The organism is Frigoribacterium sp. CFBP 13729 (assembly GCF_014841875.1).
GTDB lineage: Bacteria > Actinomycetota > Actinomycetes > Actinomycetales > Microbacteriaceae > Frigoribacterium.
In genome coordinates this window covers 302127-319056 of record NZ_JACYUR010000002.1, presented here as the reverse complement: position 1 = coordinate 319056, position 16930 = coordinate 302127, and the positions used below count along the sequence as shown (strand labels likewise).

At 74.3% G+C, this 16930-nt stretch carries 17 protein-coding genes; 8 read left to right on the top strand and 9 right to left on the bottom strand.

From position 1 onward, the window contains the following. Nucleotides 1–72: 72 nt before the first annotated feature. Both IFT77_RS07925 and IFT77_RS07920 read right to left on the bottom strand, forming a co-directional pair. Nucleotides 73–327, bottom strand: a complete 255-nt coding sequence (locus tag IFT77_RS07925) for a glutaredoxin domain-containing protein (protein ID WP_192040991.1) — start codon at nucleotides 325–327, stop codon at nucleotides 73–75. 141 nt (nucleotides 328–468) lie between these two features. Further along, nucleotides 469–1008 carry a 2-oxo-4-hydroxy-4-carboxy-5-ureidoimidazoline decarboxylase gene (locus tag IFT77_RS07920; protein ID WP_192040990.1) on the bottom strand — a complete coding sequence of 180 codons (540 nt, stop codon included), beginning with the start codon at nucleotides 1006–1008 and terminating at the stop codon, nucleotides 469–471. Between the two features lie 102 nt (nucleotides 1009–1110). Between IFT77_RS07920 and IFT77_RS07915 the strand changes: the two genes are divergently transcribed. Together IFT77_RS07915 and IFT77_RS07910 are read left to right on the top strand one after the other, a co-directional pair. Further along, nucleotides 1111–2013 carry a carbon-nitrogen hydrolase family protein gene (locus tag IFT77_RS07915; protein ID WP_192040989.1) on the top strand — a complete coding sequence of 301 codons (903 nt, stop codon included), beginning with the start codon at nucleotides 1111–1113 and terminating at the stop codon, nucleotides 2011–2013. A gap of 48 nt (nucleotides 2014–2061) precedes the next feature. Then, entirely contained in the window at nucleotides 2062–3366 is a 1305-nt protein-coding gene (locus IFT77_RS07910; RefSeq protein WP_192169677.1) for an amidohydrolase, read from the top strand. A gap of 65 nt (nucleotides 3367–3431) precedes the next feature. Here the strand turns inward: IFT77_RS07910 and IFT77_RS07905 are convergent, their stop codons facing one another. The 5 genes from IFT77_RS07905 to IFT77_RS07885 form a co-directional block, all read right to left on the bottom strand. Further along, nucleotides 3432–4532: a BMP family ABC transporter substrate-binding protein gene (locus tag IFT77_RS07905; RefSeq protein ID WP_192169676.1), complete on the bottom strand. Its 1101-nt coding sequence runs from the start codon at nucleotides 4530–4532 to the stop codon at nucleotides 3432–3434. 132 nt (nucleotides 4533–4664) lie between these two features. Beyond that, nucleotides 4665–5372: a response regulator transcription factor gene (locus IFT77_RS07900; protein ID WP_192041415.1), complete on the bottom strand. Its 708-nt coding sequence runs from the start codon at nucleotides 5370–5372 to the stop codon at nucleotides 4665–4667. Beyond that, nucleotides 5369–6757: a sensor histidine kinase gene (locus IFT77_RS07895; protein ID WP_192169675.1), complete on the bottom strand. Its 1389-nt coding sequence runs from the start codon at nucleotides 6755–6757 to the stop codon at nucleotides 5369–5371. Before IFT77_RS07895 ends, IFT77_RS07900 begins: the two co-directional genes overlap by 4 nt. A 193-nt stretch (nucleotides 6758–6950) precedes the next feature. Continuing rightward, nucleotides 6951–9626, bottom strand: a complete 2676-nt coding sequence (locus IFT77_RS07890) for a phosphoenolpyruvate carboxylase (protein WP_192169674.1) — start codon at nucleotides 9624–9626, stop codon at nucleotides 6951–6953. A gap of 88 nt (nucleotides 9627–9714) precedes the next feature. Then, nucleotides 9715–10101, bottom strand: coding sequence for a hypothetical protein (locus IFT77_RS07885; protein WP_192169673.1), 387 nt, complete (start codon nucleotides 10099–10101; stop codon nucleotides 9715–9717). On the opposite strand from IFT77_RS07885, the gene IFT77_RS07880 reads away from it, so the two are divergent. From IFT77_RS07880 to IFT77_RS07870, 3 genes are read left to right on the top strand one after another with little or no spacing between them, the layout of a single operon-like run. Continuing rightward, a complete protein-coding gene (locus IFT77_RS07880; protein ID WP_192040983.1) occupies nucleotides 10100–10240 on the top strand; it encodes a hypothetical protein in 141 nt (46 codons plus the stop codon). The genes IFT77_RS07885 and IFT77_RS07880 overlap by 2 nt on opposite strands. Before the next feature lie 4 nt (nucleotides 10241–10244). Next, the gene (locus IFT77_RS07875; RefSeq protein WP_192169672.1) at nucleotides 10245–10820 is read left to right on the top strand and encodes a GrpB family protein; all 576 of its coding nucleotides are present in this window, start codon (nucleotides 10245–10247) and stop codon (nucleotides 10818–10820) included. Between the two features lie 31 nt (nucleotides 10821–10851). Then, nucleotides 10852–11205 carry a DUF2200 domain-containing protein gene (locus IFT77_RS07870; RefSeq protein ID WP_192169671.1) on the top strand — a complete coding sequence of 118 codons (354 nt, stop codon included), beginning with the start codon at nucleotides 10852–10854 and terminating at the stop codon, nucleotides 11203–11205. Between the two features lie 18 nt (nucleotides 11206–11223). On the opposite strand, the gene IFT77_RS07865 is transcribed toward IFT77_RS07870, so the two are convergent. Both IFT77_RS07865 and IFT77_RS07860 read right to left on the bottom strand, forming a co-directional pair. Beyond that, a complete protein-coding gene (locus tag IFT77_RS07865) occupies nucleotides 11224–11961 on the bottom strand; it encodes an NUDIX domain-containing protein (RefSeq protein ID WP_192169670.1) in 738 nt (245 codons plus the stop codon). Between the two features lie 364 nt (nucleotides 11962–12325). Beyond that, on the bottom strand, nucleotides 12326–13789 hold the full coding sequence (locus IFT77_RS07860) for a cation:dicarboxylate symporter family transporter (RefSeq protein ID WP_192169669.1): 1464 nt from the start codon (nucleotides 13787–13789) through the stop codon (nucleotides 12326–12328). Between the two features lie 154 nt (nucleotides 13790–13943). Here IFT77_RS07860 and IFT77_RS07855 point away from each other — a divergent pair, with 154 nt between their 5' ends. From IFT77_RS07855 to IFT77_RS07845, 3 genes are read left to right on the top strand one after another with little or no spacing between them, the layout of a single operon-like run. Then, nucleotides 13944–14264: a hypothetical protein gene (locus tag IFT77_RS07855; protein WP_192040980.1), complete on the top strand. Its 321-nt coding sequence runs from the start codon at nucleotides 13944–13946 to the stop codon at nucleotides 14262–14264. A gap of 24 nt (nucleotides 14265–14288) precedes the next feature. Further along, on the top strand, nucleotides 14289–16142 hold the full coding sequence (locus IFT77_RS07850; protein ID WP_192169668.1) for an ATP-binding protein: 1854 nt from the start codon (nucleotides 14289–14291) through the stop codon (nucleotides 16140–16142). Then, nucleotides 16139–16912, top strand: coding sequence for a response regulator (locus IFT77_RS07845; RefSeq protein WP_371740981.1), 774 nt, complete (start codon nucleotides 16139–16141; stop codon nucleotides 16910–16912). The genes IFT77_RS07850 and IFT77_RS07845 overlap by 4 nt, the downstream gene beginning before the upstream one ends. Nucleotides 16913–16930 lie beyond the last annotated feature (18 nt).

The window sequence follows — 16930 nt, the reverse complement described above, 5'->3', positions numbered from 1 at the left end:
CGGTCGGCCGACCCGGCCGTCGTCCCGTCGGCCGACCCCGTGGTCGACCCGACGGGCGACCGCGCGCCGACGTCAGTCGAGCGGGAGCTTGGCGGAGAGCTCGGCGTCGGACGGCTCGACGAGGTGGCTGCCGTCGGGGAACACGACCACGGGGATCTGCGTGCGGCCGCTGACCGCGAACGCGCGGTCGGCCCCGTCGTCGACCGACTCGAGGTCGACGTAGTCGTAGGCCACGCCCTCGCGGTCGAGCAGCGCCTTCGAGCGGCGGCAGTCACGGCACCACTCGGCGCCGAACATGAGGATGCGGTCGGGGGCTGCGTCGGACATGCGCCCATCGTACGCTCGGCCCCCTCGGGGCCCGTCCGAGTCGATTCCCACCGTGGGCGCGGCCGCAACGCACGGGTCAGGCGGGCGGCTCAGGCGGGCGGGTCAGGCGAGCGGCTCAGGCGAGCGGCTCAGGCGAGCGGCTCAGGCGAGCGGCCGCACCGGCGACGCCGTCTCGGTGCCACGCCCCGTCTCGGCCGTGCGGGACGCGAAGACCTGGCGGAGGCGGACGACGGCGATCTCGACCAGCTGGGCCCCCACCTCCTGCTTCTCGGCCTCGTCGTCGAGCTTGAGCCGACGGTCGAGCTCGGCGACGACCTCGTCGCGGCTGCGGCCGGCCGTGCGGATGACGAAGGCGCGGCCGAAGCGCTCCTCGTACACCGCGCCTCCCTCGGCCAGGGCCTTGACGAGCTGCGGGTCGTCGGTCTCGTGGGAGGCGCGCTCCTCGCGACGCCCGTACTCGTCGGCGCCCGCGTCGCCGGTGGCGGGCTCGGCGACGAGGTCGTGGTGCTCGAGCGCCTGGTCGACCTCGTCGGACGTGAGCGACCCGGCGCGGCGTGCGACGGCGAGCAGGGCGTCGAGGTCGGCGAAGGGAGCCTCGGCGGACACCTCGTCGACCCAGCGAGGCACGGACAGGGCGGTGGCCAGCCGCTCGCGCAGCTCGCCTTCGGGGAGGTCGATCATGCCGTGAACTGTATCCGGCGACGGCCCGCCCGGCCCCGGCCCGGCTGGTGCGCGGCCGGATCCGGCCCCCGGCTCGGCAGCGCGCGTGGCTAGGTTGGGCGCATGCGCATCGCCCTCGCCCAGATCTGGAGCACCCGCGACCCGGCCCGCAACCTCCGTGAGGTCGAGCGGGCAGCCGAGGAGGCGGCAGCCGAGGGAGCCGAGCTGGTCGTGTTCCCCGAGGCAGCCATGACCGCGTTCGGCTCCGACCTCGCCGCGGCGGCCGAGCCGCTCGACGGCCCCTGGGCCTCCGCCGTGCTCGGCCTCGCCGGGCGGCTCGGCGTCACGATCGTCGTCGGCACGTTCACTCCGGGGCAGGACGGCACGGTGCGGAACACGCTCCTCGTGGCCGGACCGAGCGGCGAGCTGGCCGCGAGCTACGACAAGGTGCACCTCTTCGACGCGTTCGGCCACGCGGAGTCCGACTCGGTCGAGGGCGGCGACGAAGCCGTCACCGTGGCCGTGGGGGGCGGCGACGGGCGCGACGACGACGCCGGCCGTGGTGCCGTCGTGGGCCTCGCCACCTGCTACGACGTGCGGTTCCCCGCGCTGTTCCTCGCGAACGCCGCGTCGGGCGCCGAGGTCAGCGTCGTCGCCGCGTCGTGGGGCGACGGCCCCGGCAAGGTCGACCAGTGGCAGCTGCTGACCCGCGCACGCGCCGCCGACAGCACGACCTTCGTCGTGGCCGTCGGGCAGGCCGACCCCGCGGCGGTCGCGGAGGCGGCCAGGGCCTCCGGCGACGCCGAGACCGAGCGCGCGGCGACGGCCGCGGCGGCGAGCGCGTCGCCGACCGGCGTCGGGCACAGCCTCGTCGCCTCGCCCTTCGGGGCCGTGGTCGCCGAGCTCGGCGCCGAGCCGGGGCTCCTCGTCGTCGACCTCGACCTGGACGAGGTCGCGGCGGCTCGGCGCACCCTGCCCGTGCTGGCGAACCAGCGCTTCGCGGTCGCGGACCGTCCGCGGGGCTGACGCCGCACCTCCTCGTGGGGTGTCGGTCGGCGGGCCTACGGTGGGGCCATGACTCGTTCGCAGCAGCCCCCGTCCGTCGTCGTCGCGATCACGGGCGGCCGCGTGGTGCCGATCGTGGGCGAGCCGATCGAGGGCGGCACGGTGCTGATCCGCGACGGCCTGGTCGAGGCGGTGGGCGCTGCCGCCGACGTCGAGGTGCCCGCGGGCGCCCGGGTCGTCGACGCCACGGGCCGCTGGGTGCTGCCCGGCTTCGTCGAGGCGCACGGCCACGTCGGCATCAGCGAGGAGGCGAACGGCCCCGTCGGCAACGACACCAACGAGATGACCGACCCGAACACCGCCGGGGTGCGGGCGATCGACGCGATCGACATCGACGACGAGGGGTTCCGCGACGCGCTCTCGGGCGGCGTCACGAGCGTCGTCGTCAAGCCCGGCAGCGGCAACGTGATCGGCGGCCGCACCGTGGCGATCAAGACGTGGGGCAGCCGCACGATCGACGAGCAGGTGATCAAGGAGGCGGTGAGCGTCAAGTCCGCGCTCGGCGAGAACCCGAAGCGGGTCTACGGCAGCCGCGACGCGCTGCCCTCCACGCGGCTCGGCGTCGCGTACGTGCTGCGGCAGGCCTTCGAGGACGCCCGGTTCTACGCGGCGTCACGCGCGGCGGCGGCCGTGGCGGGCGAACCGTTCCGGCGCGACCTGCGGCTCGAGACGCTCGCCGACGTGCTCGACGGCACCCTCGTCTGGGACCAGCACGTGCACCGGCACGACGACATCGCGACGGCGATCAGGCTGTCCGAGGAGTTCGGCTACCGCCTCGTCGTCAACCACGGCACCGAGGGCCACAAGCTGGCCGACGTGCTGGCCGAGAAGGGCGTCCCGGTGATCTTCGGGCCGATGCTCACCTCGCGCACCAAGGTCGAGCTGCGCGACCGGGCGATCTCGAACCTCGCCGCCCTGGCCCGCGCCGGCGTGACGGTCGCGATCACGACCGACCACCCGGTCGTGCCGATCAACTTCCTGGTGCACCAGGCGTCCTTCGCCGTGAAGGAGGGGCTCGACCCCGTCGTCGCGCTCGAGGCGCTGACGATCAACCCGGCACGCATGCTCGGGCTCGACGACCGCGTGGGAGCACTGGCTCCCGGGCTCGACGGCGACGTCGTCGTCTGGTCGGGCGACGCGCTCGACGTGATGAGCCGCGCGGAGCACGTGCTGATCGGCGGCGTCACCGTGTACGAGTGGGACGCGGCGGCCGGGCGCGGTCGCACCGTCGAGCGGGCGGAGCGGTTCGTCGCTGCGGCTGCCGCCGCCGGACGTGGTGGTCGCACCCGCGGACGACGCGCCAGCCGGCCGTAGGCCACGGCGGGCGCGTCGCGGCTCAGCGCGGGTGCGGCGTTCGGTGTCCGGGTGTCCGGCCGCGCCTACGGGGCGTCGGGCGAGTCGACCGTGACCGTGCCCGCGACGATCTGGTCGCGCAGGGCGTCGACCTCGGCGGCGAGGTCGGCGGGCACGCTCGACTCGAGGTCGTGGAACGGCGCGAGGCCGACGCCCTCGTTCTCGAGGGTGCCGACGTACGGCTCGTTCGTGAAGCTGTCGTCGGTCGTCGACACGGCGATCTCGCGGACGGCCTGCTCGGTGTCCTTGAGGACGGAGGTCAGCAGGATCGGGCGGTACGCCTCGGGCAGCGTGTCGTAGCCGTCGTTGTCGACCCAGATGACGCTGACTCCCCCGGCGTCGAGCGCGGCCGAGGCGGCGCCCTCGCCGACCTGGCCGGCGACGGGCATGATCACGTCGGCACCCTGGTCGATCAGCGCCTGGGCGACCTGCTTGCCCTTGTTGACGTCCTCGAAGTCGCCGGTGAACGAGCCGTCGCGGGCGACCGGGTCCCAGCCGATCAGTCGCACGGAGGCGCCGTGCGCGGCGTTGTAGGCATCGACGCCCTGCGCGAAGCCGTCCATGAAGAGGGTCACGGGCGGCTGGTTGCCGCCGCCGAAGGTGCCCACCGCGCCGGTCTTCGAGACCCCGGCCGCGAGGTAGCCGGCGAGGTACGACGCCTGCGCCGTGTCGAACAGGATCGACTTGACGTTGTCGCCCTCGACGGTCTCGTCGACGATGGCGAAGTCGACGTCGGGGTTGGCCGCGGCCTGCTCCTGGGTGGCGGCGGCCAGCTCGTAGCCGACGGTCAGGACGAAGCCGCAGCCGGACTCGACGGCCTGGGTCACGTTGGGCGCCAGGTCGGTCTCGGAGGTCGAGACGAGCACCTGGGCGGCGACGCCGTCGGCCTCGGCAGCCTGCAGCCCGGCCCAGCTCGACTGGTTGAACGAGCGGTCCTCGAGGCCGCCGGAGTTGGTCACCATCCGGGCACAGTGCGTCGAGGCCGTCGCGGCGCCCCCGTCGTCCGACGGCGCCGACGCGCACGCCGACAGGAGGACCAGCCCGGCCAGGCCGGCGGCGGCGCCGAGGAGGCGCGGGCGGGCGGAGCGGGACGCGATGCGGACGGGCACGACAGCACGGACAGACACGACGGATGACCTCCTGGACGGCGAGCGGACGCTGCTCTGCCGATGATCATGGCACCTCCCCCGGGCCTGCACCGGGTCGTGACCGCGCGGGGGCACAGGCGGTGTCGAATCGTGACCTGGGGAGGAGCGGCGTCAGTCCTCGGGGAGCCCCGCCGCCCGCGCCAGCAGCGCGAGCTGCACCCGGCCGTCGACGCCGAGCTTGTCGTAGGCGTGGCCGAGGTGGGTCTTCACCGTCGCGACGCTGACGTACAGCTCGGCGCCGATCTGCGCGTTCGAGCGGCCGCGCACGACCCCGCGCACGACGTCGGCCTCGCGGGCGGTGAGCAGCGCGAGACGGGACCGGGCCTCGTCGGCCGCGGCCGCCGCCTCCTCGGCGCTGCCGTCGACGGCCTGCACGGGGACGGACGCCGTCGCGGCCCCGATCACGCGGTCGAGCACGCTCGGTGACAGGGTCGACCGGCCCTGCGCCGCCGCGAGGACCGCCGCCACCAGCTCGGCCGGCGGCGTGTCCTTGAGCAGGAACCCGCGGGCGCCGAGGCGCAAGGCCCCGAGCACCATGTCGTCCGCGTCGAAGGTCGTGAGCACGAGGACGGCGAGGTCGGGTCGACGTGCGAGCTCGCGCTCGGTCGCGGCGAGCCCGTCACGGCGGGGCATGCGGATGTCCATCAGGACGACGTCGGGGACGGTCTCGGCGATGACGTGCTCGGCCTCGACGCCGTCGCCGGCCTCGCCCACCACCTCGACGGACGGCTCGCCGCCGAGGATGAGGCGGAGTCCGGTCCGGACGAGCCTCTCGTCGTCGACGAGCACCACGCGGACCGGGGCGGAGGTGCGGGTCAGCGGGTCCACGGCAGCCTCGCCTCCACGACGTGGCGACCCGCGGACGAGTCGAGGGTCAGGGTGCCGCCGGCGAGACGGGCTCGCTCCGCCAGGCCGTCGAGGCCGTGGCCGCCGCGCCCGGCACGCGCGCCAGCGGCTGCGGCTGCGGCTGCGGCTGCACCTGCACCTGCACCTGCACCTGCACCTGCACCTGCACGCAGGGATCCTGCCGCCGACAGGGCCGGCGACGGCGCCCCCGGACTCGACGGATACGCGGGGACGGCTCCCCTCGAGGCAGTCCCGAGTGCGTTCTCCACCCGGACGACGAGCTGGCCCCCGGGACGCCCGTCGAGCGTCACCGTCACCGGCTGCCCCGGAGCGTGCCGGCGGGCGTTCGTCAGGCACTCCTGCACGATGCGGAACGCGTGCCGGCTCGTCGTCGTGGGAGGCGCCTCCTCGGACGGGCCGTCCGCCGCGGCGGGGTCGCCGCGGCCGCCGGTCAGGGCCGCGGGGAGCGACGACTCGAGCTGGACGACCATGCCCGCGGACCGCGCCTCGTCGAGCAGCTCGTCCAGCCCGGCCAGGGTCGGCTGGGGCGGAGCCGCCACCGCGCCGCCGTCGGGACCGGGTTCGCGGAGCACCCCGAGCACGTCCCGCAGCTCGGTCAGCGCCGTCCGCGCGTTCTCCCGGATGACGCCGGCGGTGGCCCGCGTCTCGGCCGGGTCGAGGTCGTCGCGGTACTCGAGGGCCCCGGCGTGCAGGGCGACGAGCGAGAGCCGGTGGGCGAGCACGTCGTGCATCTCGCGAGCGATCCGGGTGCGCTCGTGGTCGCGGGCCTGGGACAGGCGGAGGTGCTCCTCCTCCTCGACGAGGCGGGCACGCTCGCGCAGGCTGCGCAGCAGCTCACGACGACCGCCGATGTAGAGCCCGACGACGACGATCAAGGCCGTGACGACGACGACCGCGACGAGGGTCTGCCAGAGCGGGAGGACCGGCTCGGACCGGAAGTACAGCACCTCGCCCAGCACGCTCGCGACGACGAAGGCCAGTGCCACGGGGACGATCTCGGCCGCCCGCCGACGGGTCGCGAGCGACACGAGCATGAGCGACGCGGCGCACGACGCGAACGGCGAGATGCCCGCGAGCACGACCGCCACCAGGGTGAGCACGAACGGGGCGCGGTGCCGCAGGGGCAGCAGCACGAGCACGGTGAGCCCGACGAGCACGTCGAGGAACACGAAGAGGCCGAACAGCGGCTCGGCGTCGCGGACACCGGTCGGGTCGCCGAACCAGACCGCGAGCGACACGACCAGGCCGAAGACGAGAGCGACGAGGAGCCGCCACGTCTCGCCCCAGGCGCGGGCCCAGCCACGGGGTCTGCCGTCGGTCACGGTCTCGGTGCTCATGCTCCGAGGGTACGGAGGGGGCGCCTCCTCGGGGATCGACCGAAGGTCGGAGGCCGCCCCGGCGGCACGAGAACGGGCGCATTCAGCATGCAGGAAGTCCGTCTACGCCGTTCCTGCACCGTGCACGACTCAGGAACATCGGTCCCCCCGCCGCGAGACGCAGGACCGATGTTCCTGAATGAGAGAGGCGCGGTCAGCCCGTGTTCTGGAGGCCGGCCGCGATGCCGTTGACGGTGAGCAGCAGGAGGCGGTGGTCGGCGTCCGCCGGGTCCTTCTCGACCGAGCGGCGGATCCCCCGCAGTGCGCGCAGCTGCAGCAGCGACAGCGCGTCGACGTAGGGGCTCCGGAGGCGCACCGAGCGGCTGAGCACCGGTCGCCCCTCGAGCACGTCGCTCGACCCGCTCGTCGCGAGCACCCACTCGCGGGTCAGCGCCATCTCGGCCAGCACCCGGTCGGCGAGGTCGTCGCGCTCGGCCAGGCCGAGGTAGCGGCGGGCGATGTGGTCGTCGGTCTTCGCCAGGGACAGCTCGACGTTCTTGATCATCGTGCGGAACAACGGCCAGGCCTCGTAGGCCTCGCGCAGCACCTGCACGTCGCCGACCGCGGCGAGCGCCGAGCCGAGGCCGTACCAGCCGGCCAGGTTGATGCGGGCCTGCGTCCACGCGAAGACCCACGGGATGGCCCGGAGGTCCTCGAGCGACTCGACCGAGAGGCCGCGCCGCGCGGGACGCGAGCCGAGCGCGAGCAGGCCCACCTCCTCCATCGGGGTGACCGTGGCGAACCAGGTCGCGAACCCGTCGGCCTTGACCAGGCCGAAGAAGGCGTCGCGCGAGGCCGCGTCCATGGCCGCGGCCAGCGGGGCGAAGCGCTCGGCGGAGGCGGCGTTCGCGGCGGCCGTGGACGGCGTCGACGCGTGCAGGGTCGCGGCGGCCATCTGCTCGATGTGCCGGGCGGCGATCACCTTGTTGCCGTAGTTCGCGAGGATCACCTCGCCCTGCTCGGTGATCTTGAACCGGCCCTCGACCGACCCGGGCGGCTGGGCGCGGACGGCCTCGTGGGCCGGTCCCCCGCCGCGGCCCATCGAGCCGCCGCGGCCGTGGAACAGGGTCAGCTCGATGTCGTTGCTCCGTGCCCACTCGGCGATGCGCGCCTGCGCGTCGTAGAGGGCGAAGGTCGCACTGACGGGGCCGACGTCCTTCGACGAGTCGGAGTAGCCGAGCATCACCTCGAGCTTGCGGCCGGTCGCGGCGAGACGACGCTGCACCGCGTCGGTCTGCAGGGCCTCGTCGAGGATGCGCGTCGACGCCTCGAGGTCGGCGAACGTCTCGAACAGCGGGATGACGTCGAGCACGGGCGCCGCCTCGGCCGAGCCGAGGGCGATCTCGGCCAGCTCGACGACGTTCGCGAGGTCGGCGGACGACTGGGTGAACGACACGATGTACCGGGAGGCGGCACGACGCCCGAAGCGCTGCTGCAGCGAGGCGACGGTGCGGAACACGTCGAGCACCTCGACGGTCTGAGCGCTGAGCTCGCCGCCGGCCCGCGCCTCCTCGAGGGCGGTGCGGTGCACCTGCGAGTGCTGGCGCACCTCGAGCTCGGCGAGGTGGAAGCCGAAGGTCTCGACCTGCCAGACGAGGTTCTGCAGCTCGCCGTTGGCCGCGCGGTGCGCCCCGGCCGCGCGGAGCGACGCCTGGACGGTGCGGAGGTCGGCGAGCAGGTCGTCGGGCCCGGCGTAGGCGAGGCCCTCGACGCCGCGGCGCGTGCCGTCGATCCGCTCGGCGACGAACAGGAGCACCCGGCGGTGGGTCTCGTTGGGCGAGCGGATGCCGATGCGCGAGGCCGTGTCGGGGTCGAGCGCGCGCTGCTGCTCGGCGAGCTCGCGGACGCCGGCGTCGGCCGGGGTGTCGGCCTCGTCTAGGGTCAGGGTGCCGCCGATGCGGCCGGCCGCGCGGTGCAGGCCGAGCAGCACGTGCTCGGACGCGATCTCGGCGGCGGCGCGGGTGACCTCGGCGGTGACGTGCGGGTTGCCGTCGCGGTCACCGCCGATCCAGCTGCTGAAGCGCATGAAGGCCGGGGCCGCCACCGGCTGACGGCCGGCCGCGTCGCCGTTGAGACGGTCGTCGAGCACGCGGTAGACGTGCGGCACGACCTCGAACAGGGTCTGGTCGAAGACGTTCATCGCGGTGCGGACCTCGTCGAGCGGGGTCGGCCGCGTGGTGCGCAGCGGCGAGGTGCGCCACAGCACGTCGATCTCCTCGAGGAGGCGACGCTCGGTCTCGAGCAGGTCGGCCGTGCTCTGCGCGGCGTCCCGCTCGTCGAGCAGGTCGCTGATGCGGCGGATGGTGCTCGCGACCGCGCGGCGGCGAGCCTCGGTGGGGTGCGCGGTGAAGACGGGCTGGAACCGCAGCGCCTGCAGACGTGCCGACGCCTCCTCGGCCCCCAGCTCCTCGACGAGCCGCTCGACCGCGGCGGGCAGCGAGTCGGCCCGCTCGCGGCGCCTGCGCAGCACGCGCACCCGGTGGTGCTCCTCGGCGAGGTTGGAGAGATGGAAGTAGACGGTGAAGGCCCGGGCGACCTGCTCGGCGCGCTCCTGGTCGAGCTCCGCGACGATCTCGCCGGCGCGGTCGACCGGCTCGGCGGAGTCCGTCTTGCCGGCGTGGCCCGCGGTCGCGTCCTCGTAGGCGGAGATGACGGCGGCGCGCAGGCGCTCGACGTCGGCCAGCAGGTCGGGGCCGCCGGCCTCGGTGAGCACGCGCCCGAGCAGGCTGCCCAGGAAGCTCACGTCGGCGCGCAGGTCGGTGTCGACCGCCCCCCGGACGTCGTCTCGGCTGGCTCCGTCGGGTCGCTTCGCGGTGTCGGTGTCGGTCACGGGACCATCATGGACGAAACCGGGGGCGGATGACGCCGTGTTCCGGCCCGGGCAGGCAGCCGCGTTCGTCCGACGGCCCGGGCCTGCGTCAGAACCAGCGGTGCAGCAGCTGCTCGAGCACGTTCTTGGCGACGCCGACGGGGCCGATCGCGGGCTCGCCGTCGTCCTTGCCGACCGCCCTCAGGAGCGCGGCCTGCGCCTCCTCGTAGTCCTCGGCCTCGTCCTCGTCGAAGTCGGCGGGGGCGTCGCCCCTGGCCCCGGCGAGCGCCTCGAGCTGCGCGACGCTCCAGCGCATGCCGACGGGCTGCGGCGCGGACTCGATCAGCTGGTGGATCTCGAGGTCGGAGCGGCGGCCCCGCGGGTCGGCCGCGGCCCGGACCAGGTCGGTCAGGCCCTGCAGGCTGGCCTCGGAGCTGCGCGCGGCCTGCACGCGTCGTGCCCGGCTGCAGAGGTCGTACAGCAGTCCTTCGTCCATGGTCGCTCCCCTCGAGTGGACCTCGATCCTGGCAGGCGAGGCGGGTGCGACGCACCTGCGACGGTCGGGCGACCGGCTGCGACAGGCCGCGACGGGCATCGCCCCCACCGCGACCGGCCGCGACCGGCTGGCAGGATGACCAGGTGACCCTCGATCCCCGCCCCCGCCGCCGCCCCGACGTGACCGAGCTCGACCTCGTCGGCGGTCCCGAGGCCGTCGCGGTGACGCTGCACGACCCCGACCCGCGGTGGCCCGAGCTGTTCCGTGAGCACGAGCGGCGCATCCTCGCGGCCCTCGCGACGACCGGCACGCAGGCCCAGGTCGAGCACATCGGCTCGACGTCCGTGCCCGGCCTGGCCGCGAAGCCGATCGTCGACGTCGTCGTCGCGGTCGACGACGTCACCGCCGAGGAGGACTGGCTCGCACCCCTGCTCGCGGCCGGCTACGTGCTGCGCGTGCGCGAGCCGGGGCACCGGCTGGTGCGCACGCCCGAGCGCGACGTGCACGTGCACGTCTACGACCGCGGCGCTCCTGCGGTGGCCGACTACCTCCTCCTGCGCGACCACCTGCGCCGCGACGACGACGACCGCGCCCTCTACGAGCGGACGAAGCGCGACCTGCTCGCCCGCCGCTGGGACGACATGAACGACTACGCCGACGCGAAGACCGAGGTCATCTCGGCGATCAAGGGCCGGGCACGGGAGGTGCGCGAGGGCTGACGGGGACGGCCCCCGCAGCTACGCTGCCGCCATGGACCGCAACGGCCGCATCTTCGAGACCGCGTTCGCCGACGTCTACCCGCTCTACGTCGCCAAGGCTGAGCGGAAGGGCCACACGCGGGCCGAGGTCGACACGGTGATCTCGTGGTTGACCGGCTACGACGACACGCGGCTCGCCGAGCACCTGGCGGCACGGACGACGTTCCGTGACTTCTTCGCGGCGGCCGAGCTGAACCCGCGGGCGTCGCTCGTGAACGGCGTGATCTGCGGCGTCCGCATCGAGGAGCTCGACGACGAGCTGATGCAGCAGATCCGGCGGCTCGACAAGCTCGTCGACGAGGTTGCGCGCGGCCGCGCCATGTCGAAGGTGCTGCGCGAGGGCTGAGCCCGTGGGCTGGGATCGCTAGCCGAGGCCGCCCGTCGTGAGTCGTCGCAGCGCCGCCCACTGCAGCAGCATGATCGTCTTGCCGTCGACGATGCCGCCGTCGTCGACCATGGCCAGCGCCTCGGCGAAAGGAAGCTCGAGCACCTCGATCTCCTCGCCCTCGTCGGCGACTCCCCCGCCGGCGCTCGTCCGGTCGACGGGGCTGTACTCGGCGGCGTAGAAGTGCACCCGCTCGGTGACGGAGCCCGGGCTCATGTAGGCGTCGAACACGTGCGTGAGCTCACCCACCTCGACGCCCAGCTCCTCGCTCGCCTCGCGACGGATCGCCGTCTCCGGGTCGTCCTCGTCGAGCAGGCCCGCGGCGGCCTCGACGAGCATCCCGTCCGGGTGGTCGTTCACGTACGCCGGGAACCGGAACTGGCGGGTCAGCAGGACGGTGTCGCGGGCAGGGTCGACGAGCAGGATCGTCGCGCCGTTGCCGCGGTCGTAGGTCTCGCGCTGCTGCGTCGACCAGGTCCCGTCCCGTCCGCGGACGTCGAAGGTCGTGCGCCGCAGCACGTGCCAGCCGTCGGAGGTCACCTCGACGTCGCGCACGACGACGTCGGGGTTGCCGACCAGGTCGCGACCCGTCGCGTCGAGCCCGGTGCGGCCGCGCCCGTCGGGCCGGTCCCGCTCGCCGGGCGCCGAGGGCCGTGGAGGCCAAGGCGGGGTCGTGTCCCGGGGCGGGGACGTGGTCGGTGACGGTGACGTGGCCATGGAGCTCCTCCGTGGGGCAGGTGGAGGACCTCACTCTAGGAGGCGGCGCGCGGGCGGGTGCGGCGGGTTCCCGTCGTCCCCGGCGGTCCAAGCTCCAGGTTCGGCGGGTTCCCGTCACTCACGGCGGGTGGGCGCCCGCCCGCCGCCGGCTCCGGCGACCCGCCGACATCACGAACGGGGAACACCGGTGCACGGGAACGCATCGGCGGACCATGACGACCGACCCGTCTCGCGCCTCGCGCCCGCCCCGAGCACCCCGGAGTGGACGATCCACCCCGTCGTTACGGGGTGCATCGTCCACTAGGGGGTGCTTCGCGGCGTCGGCGACGCGACGCGACGGCGCGACCCCGCGCGTCGCCGCCCGTCAGCGCCGCGAGACCCGCTCGTCGCCGCCGACGATCGTCCGCACGGTGTCGGTCGAGATGCGGTCGTCGCGCGTCGGTCCCGTGGCCTCGGCACCGGCCCCCGTGGCGGCCGCGTGTGCCGCGTCGCCGTGGCCGTCGGCGCTCATCGTCGACTCGTCGAAGGGCGACCGGCCGCCGAGCACGCGCTCGACCTGGTCCGTGTCGACCTCGCGGGTCCACGTGCCGACGAGCAGCGTCGCGACCGCGTTGCCGGTGAAGTTCGTCAGGGCGCGGGCCTCCGACATGAAGCGGTCGATGCCGACGATCACGCCGACGCCGTCGACCAGGTCGGGCCGGTGCGCCTGGAGGCCTCCGGCGAGGGTGGCGATGCCGGCGCCGGTGACGCCTGCGGCGCCCTTCGAGGCGATCATCATGAAGAGCAGCAGCGACAGCTGCTCCCCCACGCTCAGCGGCGTGCCCATCGCGTTGGCGATGAACAGCGACGCCATCGTCAGGTAGATCGCGGTGCCGTCGAGGTTGAACGAGTAGCCGGTGGGCACCGTGATGCCGACCACGGGCTTCGAGACGCCGAGGTGCTCCATCTTCGCGATCAGGCGGGGCAGGGCCACCTCGCTCGACGAGGTCGACACGATCAGCAGGTACTCGCGGCCGAGGTAGCGCATCACCCGGAAGATGTTGATGCCCGTGACGAGCTTCAGCACCGTGCCGAGCACGCCGGCGACGAACACGATGCAGGTGACGTAGAACGCGACCATCAGCGTCGCGAGGGCGACGATCGCCGCGACGCCGGTCTCGCCGACGACGGCCGCGATGGCGCCGAACGCGCCGATCGGGGCGACCCACATGATCATCGCGAGGATGCGGAACACCAGCACCTGCAGGTTGCGGACCCCCTCGAGGATCGTCGCGCCGCGCGCGCCCATCCGCTGCAGCGCGAAGCCGACGAGCAGGGCGACGAAGAGCGTCTGGAGGATCGAGCCGCTGGTCAGCGACGACACGAGGGTCTCGGGGATGATGCCGAGCAGGAATCCGGCGGTGCCGCCCGCCTCCTCGCTCGCGGGAGCCTCGTAGCCGGTGCTGCCGACCATCAGGCCCTCGCCGGGGTGGATCAGGTTGCCGACGACGAGGCCGATCGCCAGGGCGAAGGTCGACATCGCGATGAAGTAGCCGAGCGCGAGCCCGCCGACCTTGCCGACCGTCGCCGCCTTCGCGATCGAGCCGACGCCGAGCACGATCGTGCAGAAGATCACCGGCGCGATCATCATCGAGATCAGCGAGACGAACGCGGTGCCGATCGGCTTCAGCTGCACCGCGACGTCGGGCGCCGTCAGGCCGACGAGGATGCCGGCCCCGACCGCGACGATCACGGCGATGTAGAGCCAGTGCGACTTCTCGATCCGCCGGAGGCGCGAGAGGGGCGAACGGTGGATCGTGTCGTCTCGGGGGGAGGGCGTCGTTGCCATCGGTGGTCCTCGTGCTCGTGACCGGGACGACGTCGTCGCCGGTCGGCGGGGTGGATCGGGCCAGCATGACCTCGGTGCGCCCGGGGCACGAGCTTGCGTTCATAGTGTTCGCCGCGGACTCGGGTGTGTCCGCGGCGGTCGCTAGGGTGGCGCCATGACCGACGACGACGTCACCACGAAGACCGTCCAGCTGCGCCGCTACGAGCTCGCCCCCGGGGTGCTCGACGACTTCGTCGCCTGGTTCACCTCCCGGCTCGTGCCGGCCCGCACCTCCTCGGGCTTCACGATCGAGTTCGCGTACGCCGACCGCGCCGTCGAGGAGTTCACCTGGGCCGTCAGCGCTCCCGGCGACGCCGAGGCGTTCCTCGCGCTCGAGGCCGACTACCTGGCGTCCGAGGCACGAGCCACGGCGTTCGCCGGGGAGCCGACGCGCGTCGCCGTCTCGCACGTGCGGCTGGTCGAGCCCGTCCTCTAGGCGACCGGACCGTCCGGCAGTCCGATGCGCCGCGCAAGCATCGCCACCCGCCTGTTCGCCCTGCAGGTCGTCGGCGTCGTCGTGCTCGCCCTCGTCGCCGGGGCGTGGCAGTGGACGAGCGCGCGCACCGACACCGAGCGCGCGGCCGCTGCCCGCTGCACCGCCCTGGCGACCTCGATCGCGGACAACCCGTTCGTGCTCGAGGCCCTCGACACGGACGACCCGTCCGCGGTGCTCGAGCCGTACGCGCTCGACCTGATGCGCGACACCGACACCGACTTCGTCACCGTGATGACGACCGACCGCACCCGCCTGACGCACCCCGACCCCGCCGAGATCGGGCGGCCGTTCATCGGCACGATCGCCCCCGCGCTCGCGGGGCGGTCGTTCACCGAGACGTACTCGGGCACCCTCGGGCCGTCGGTCCGCGCCGTCGTGCCCGTGCTCGACGACGCGGGGGACGTCGTCGCCCTCGTGGCCGCGGGCGTGACGGTCGACAGCGTGTCGGCGGCGCTCGGCCGACGCCTCCCCCTGCTCGTCGGCGGGGCCCTCGCGACCGTCGCCCTCGGGGCGCTGGCGGCGTGGCTGCTCAGCCGCCACCTCCGGCGGGTCACCCGCGGCCTCGGCGCCGAGGAGCTCGGCCGGGTCAGCGACCACCACGAAGCGGTGCTGCACTCGGTCGGCGAGGGGCTCGTGCTCGTCGACGACCAGGGGCGGCTCACGCTCGCGAACGACCACGCGGCGCTCCTGCTCGGGCTGCCGTCGCTCGTCGACGACGTCGGGCGGCGTCCCGTGCCGGTCTCCGAGCTCGCGCTGCCGACGTCGTTGGCCGCGCTGCTCGCCGGGGGCGACGAGGCGCAGGACGAGGTGCACGTCGCCGACGACCGCGTGCTCGTCGTGAACCAGCGGGTCGCGGCCGCGCCGGCGCCGGGGGCAGTGGGCGGGCGGGTCGCGGTCGGGCGTGGCGCGATGGGGCGTGGAGCAGTCGGGGGCCGAAGAGGCGCGGGTCGCGCCCTCGGGACGGTCACGACCCTGCGCGACCACACCGAGCTGCGGCAGCTCACCGACGAGCTCCGGACGATGAGCACCCTCTCGGCGGCCCTGCGCTCCCAGACCCACGAGTTCGCGAACCGGCTGCACACGATCGTCGCCCTGATCGAGCTGGGCCGGGCCGACGAGGCGCTCCGCTTCGCCTCGGACGAGCTGGACCTCGGCCAGGTGCTCGCCGACCAGGTCGTGGCCGCCGTCGACGAGCCGGTGCTCGCCGCGCTGCTGCTCGGCAAGAGCGCCCAGGCGCGGGAGCGAGCCGTCGAGCTCGAGCTGCACGTCTCGCCCGACTTCGGCTCGCCGCGGGTGCCCGTGCGCGACCTCGTGACGGTGCTCGGCAACCTCGTGGACAACGCGCTCGACGCGGCCGCGCCGCGCTGGGCGGATGCGGGCACGGACGTCGACGTGGAAGGCACGGACGCAGGGCCGGAGGACGAACGCACGGTGAACCCCGTCGTGGACGATGAACCCCGGAACGACGGGGTGGATCGTCCACGACGGGATGCATCGGACCGACGCGCCGCGGGCAGCGCGGGCGGGACCGGCCGCGCTGGGCCTGCGACCGTGCGGGTGTCGCTCGACCGGCCCGCGGCGGGCGTCCTGCGGATCGCCGTCTCCGACAGCGGACCCGGGCTGCCCGGGGGTCGTGACGTCTTCGAGCGGGGCGTCAGCACCAAGGCGGGAGGCGCCGAGGGGCGCGGCATCGGCCTCGCGCTCGTGGCCCAGGTCGCGCGGCGGGCGGGCGGCACCGTCGACGCCCGCTCGACGGTGCACGGGACCACGATCACCGTCGACCTGCCCGACGACGAGGAGGCGGTGGTGCGGTCGTGACCGGCGCCTCCTCGTCCCGCCCCCTGCCCCCGACGACGGCCCCGGTGCGCGTGCTCGTCGTCGACGACGAGCCGCTCACGGCGGAGGCGCACGGCGCGTACGTCACGCGGCTCGACGGGTTCGAGCTGGTCGGCGTGGTGCACGACGGCCGGTCCGCCCTCGACCGGCTGCGGCAGCCCGGCGTCGACCTCGTGCTGCTCGACCTGACCCTCCCCGACATCCACGGGATCCAGCTGTGCCGGGCGCTGCGAGCGGCAGGATCGACGGTCGACGTCGTCGCGATCACGGCGGTGCGCGACGTCGCGGTCGTCAAGAGCGCGGTGTCGCTCGGGATCGTGCAGTACCTGATCAAGCCGTTCGGCTTCGCGACCTTCGCGGAGCGGCTCACCGGCTACCTCGCGTTCCGCCGCGGGCTCGACCAGGGCGAGGGGCAGGTCACCCAGACCGAGGTCGACGCGAGCCTCGCGACGCTGCGCACGACCGCCGCCCCCTCGCTCGCGAAGGGGATCGCGCCCGAGACGCTCGCCGCCGTGGTCGAGGCGCTGCGGGCCGCGTCGGGCCCGGCGGTCGCCGCGTCTCCTGCCCTCGACGACGAGCAGGGGCAGCCCCGAGGAGGCGCGCTGTCGGCCGGCGAGGTCGCGGCGGCCGTCGCGGTCTCCCGCGTCACGGCCCGCCGCTACCTCGAGCACCTCGCCGACGCGGGCCAGGTCGACCGGGTGCCCCGGTACGGCGCGCCGGGCCGTCCCGAGCACGAGTACCGCTGGCGCTGACCCGGCGGCTGGCTCCGA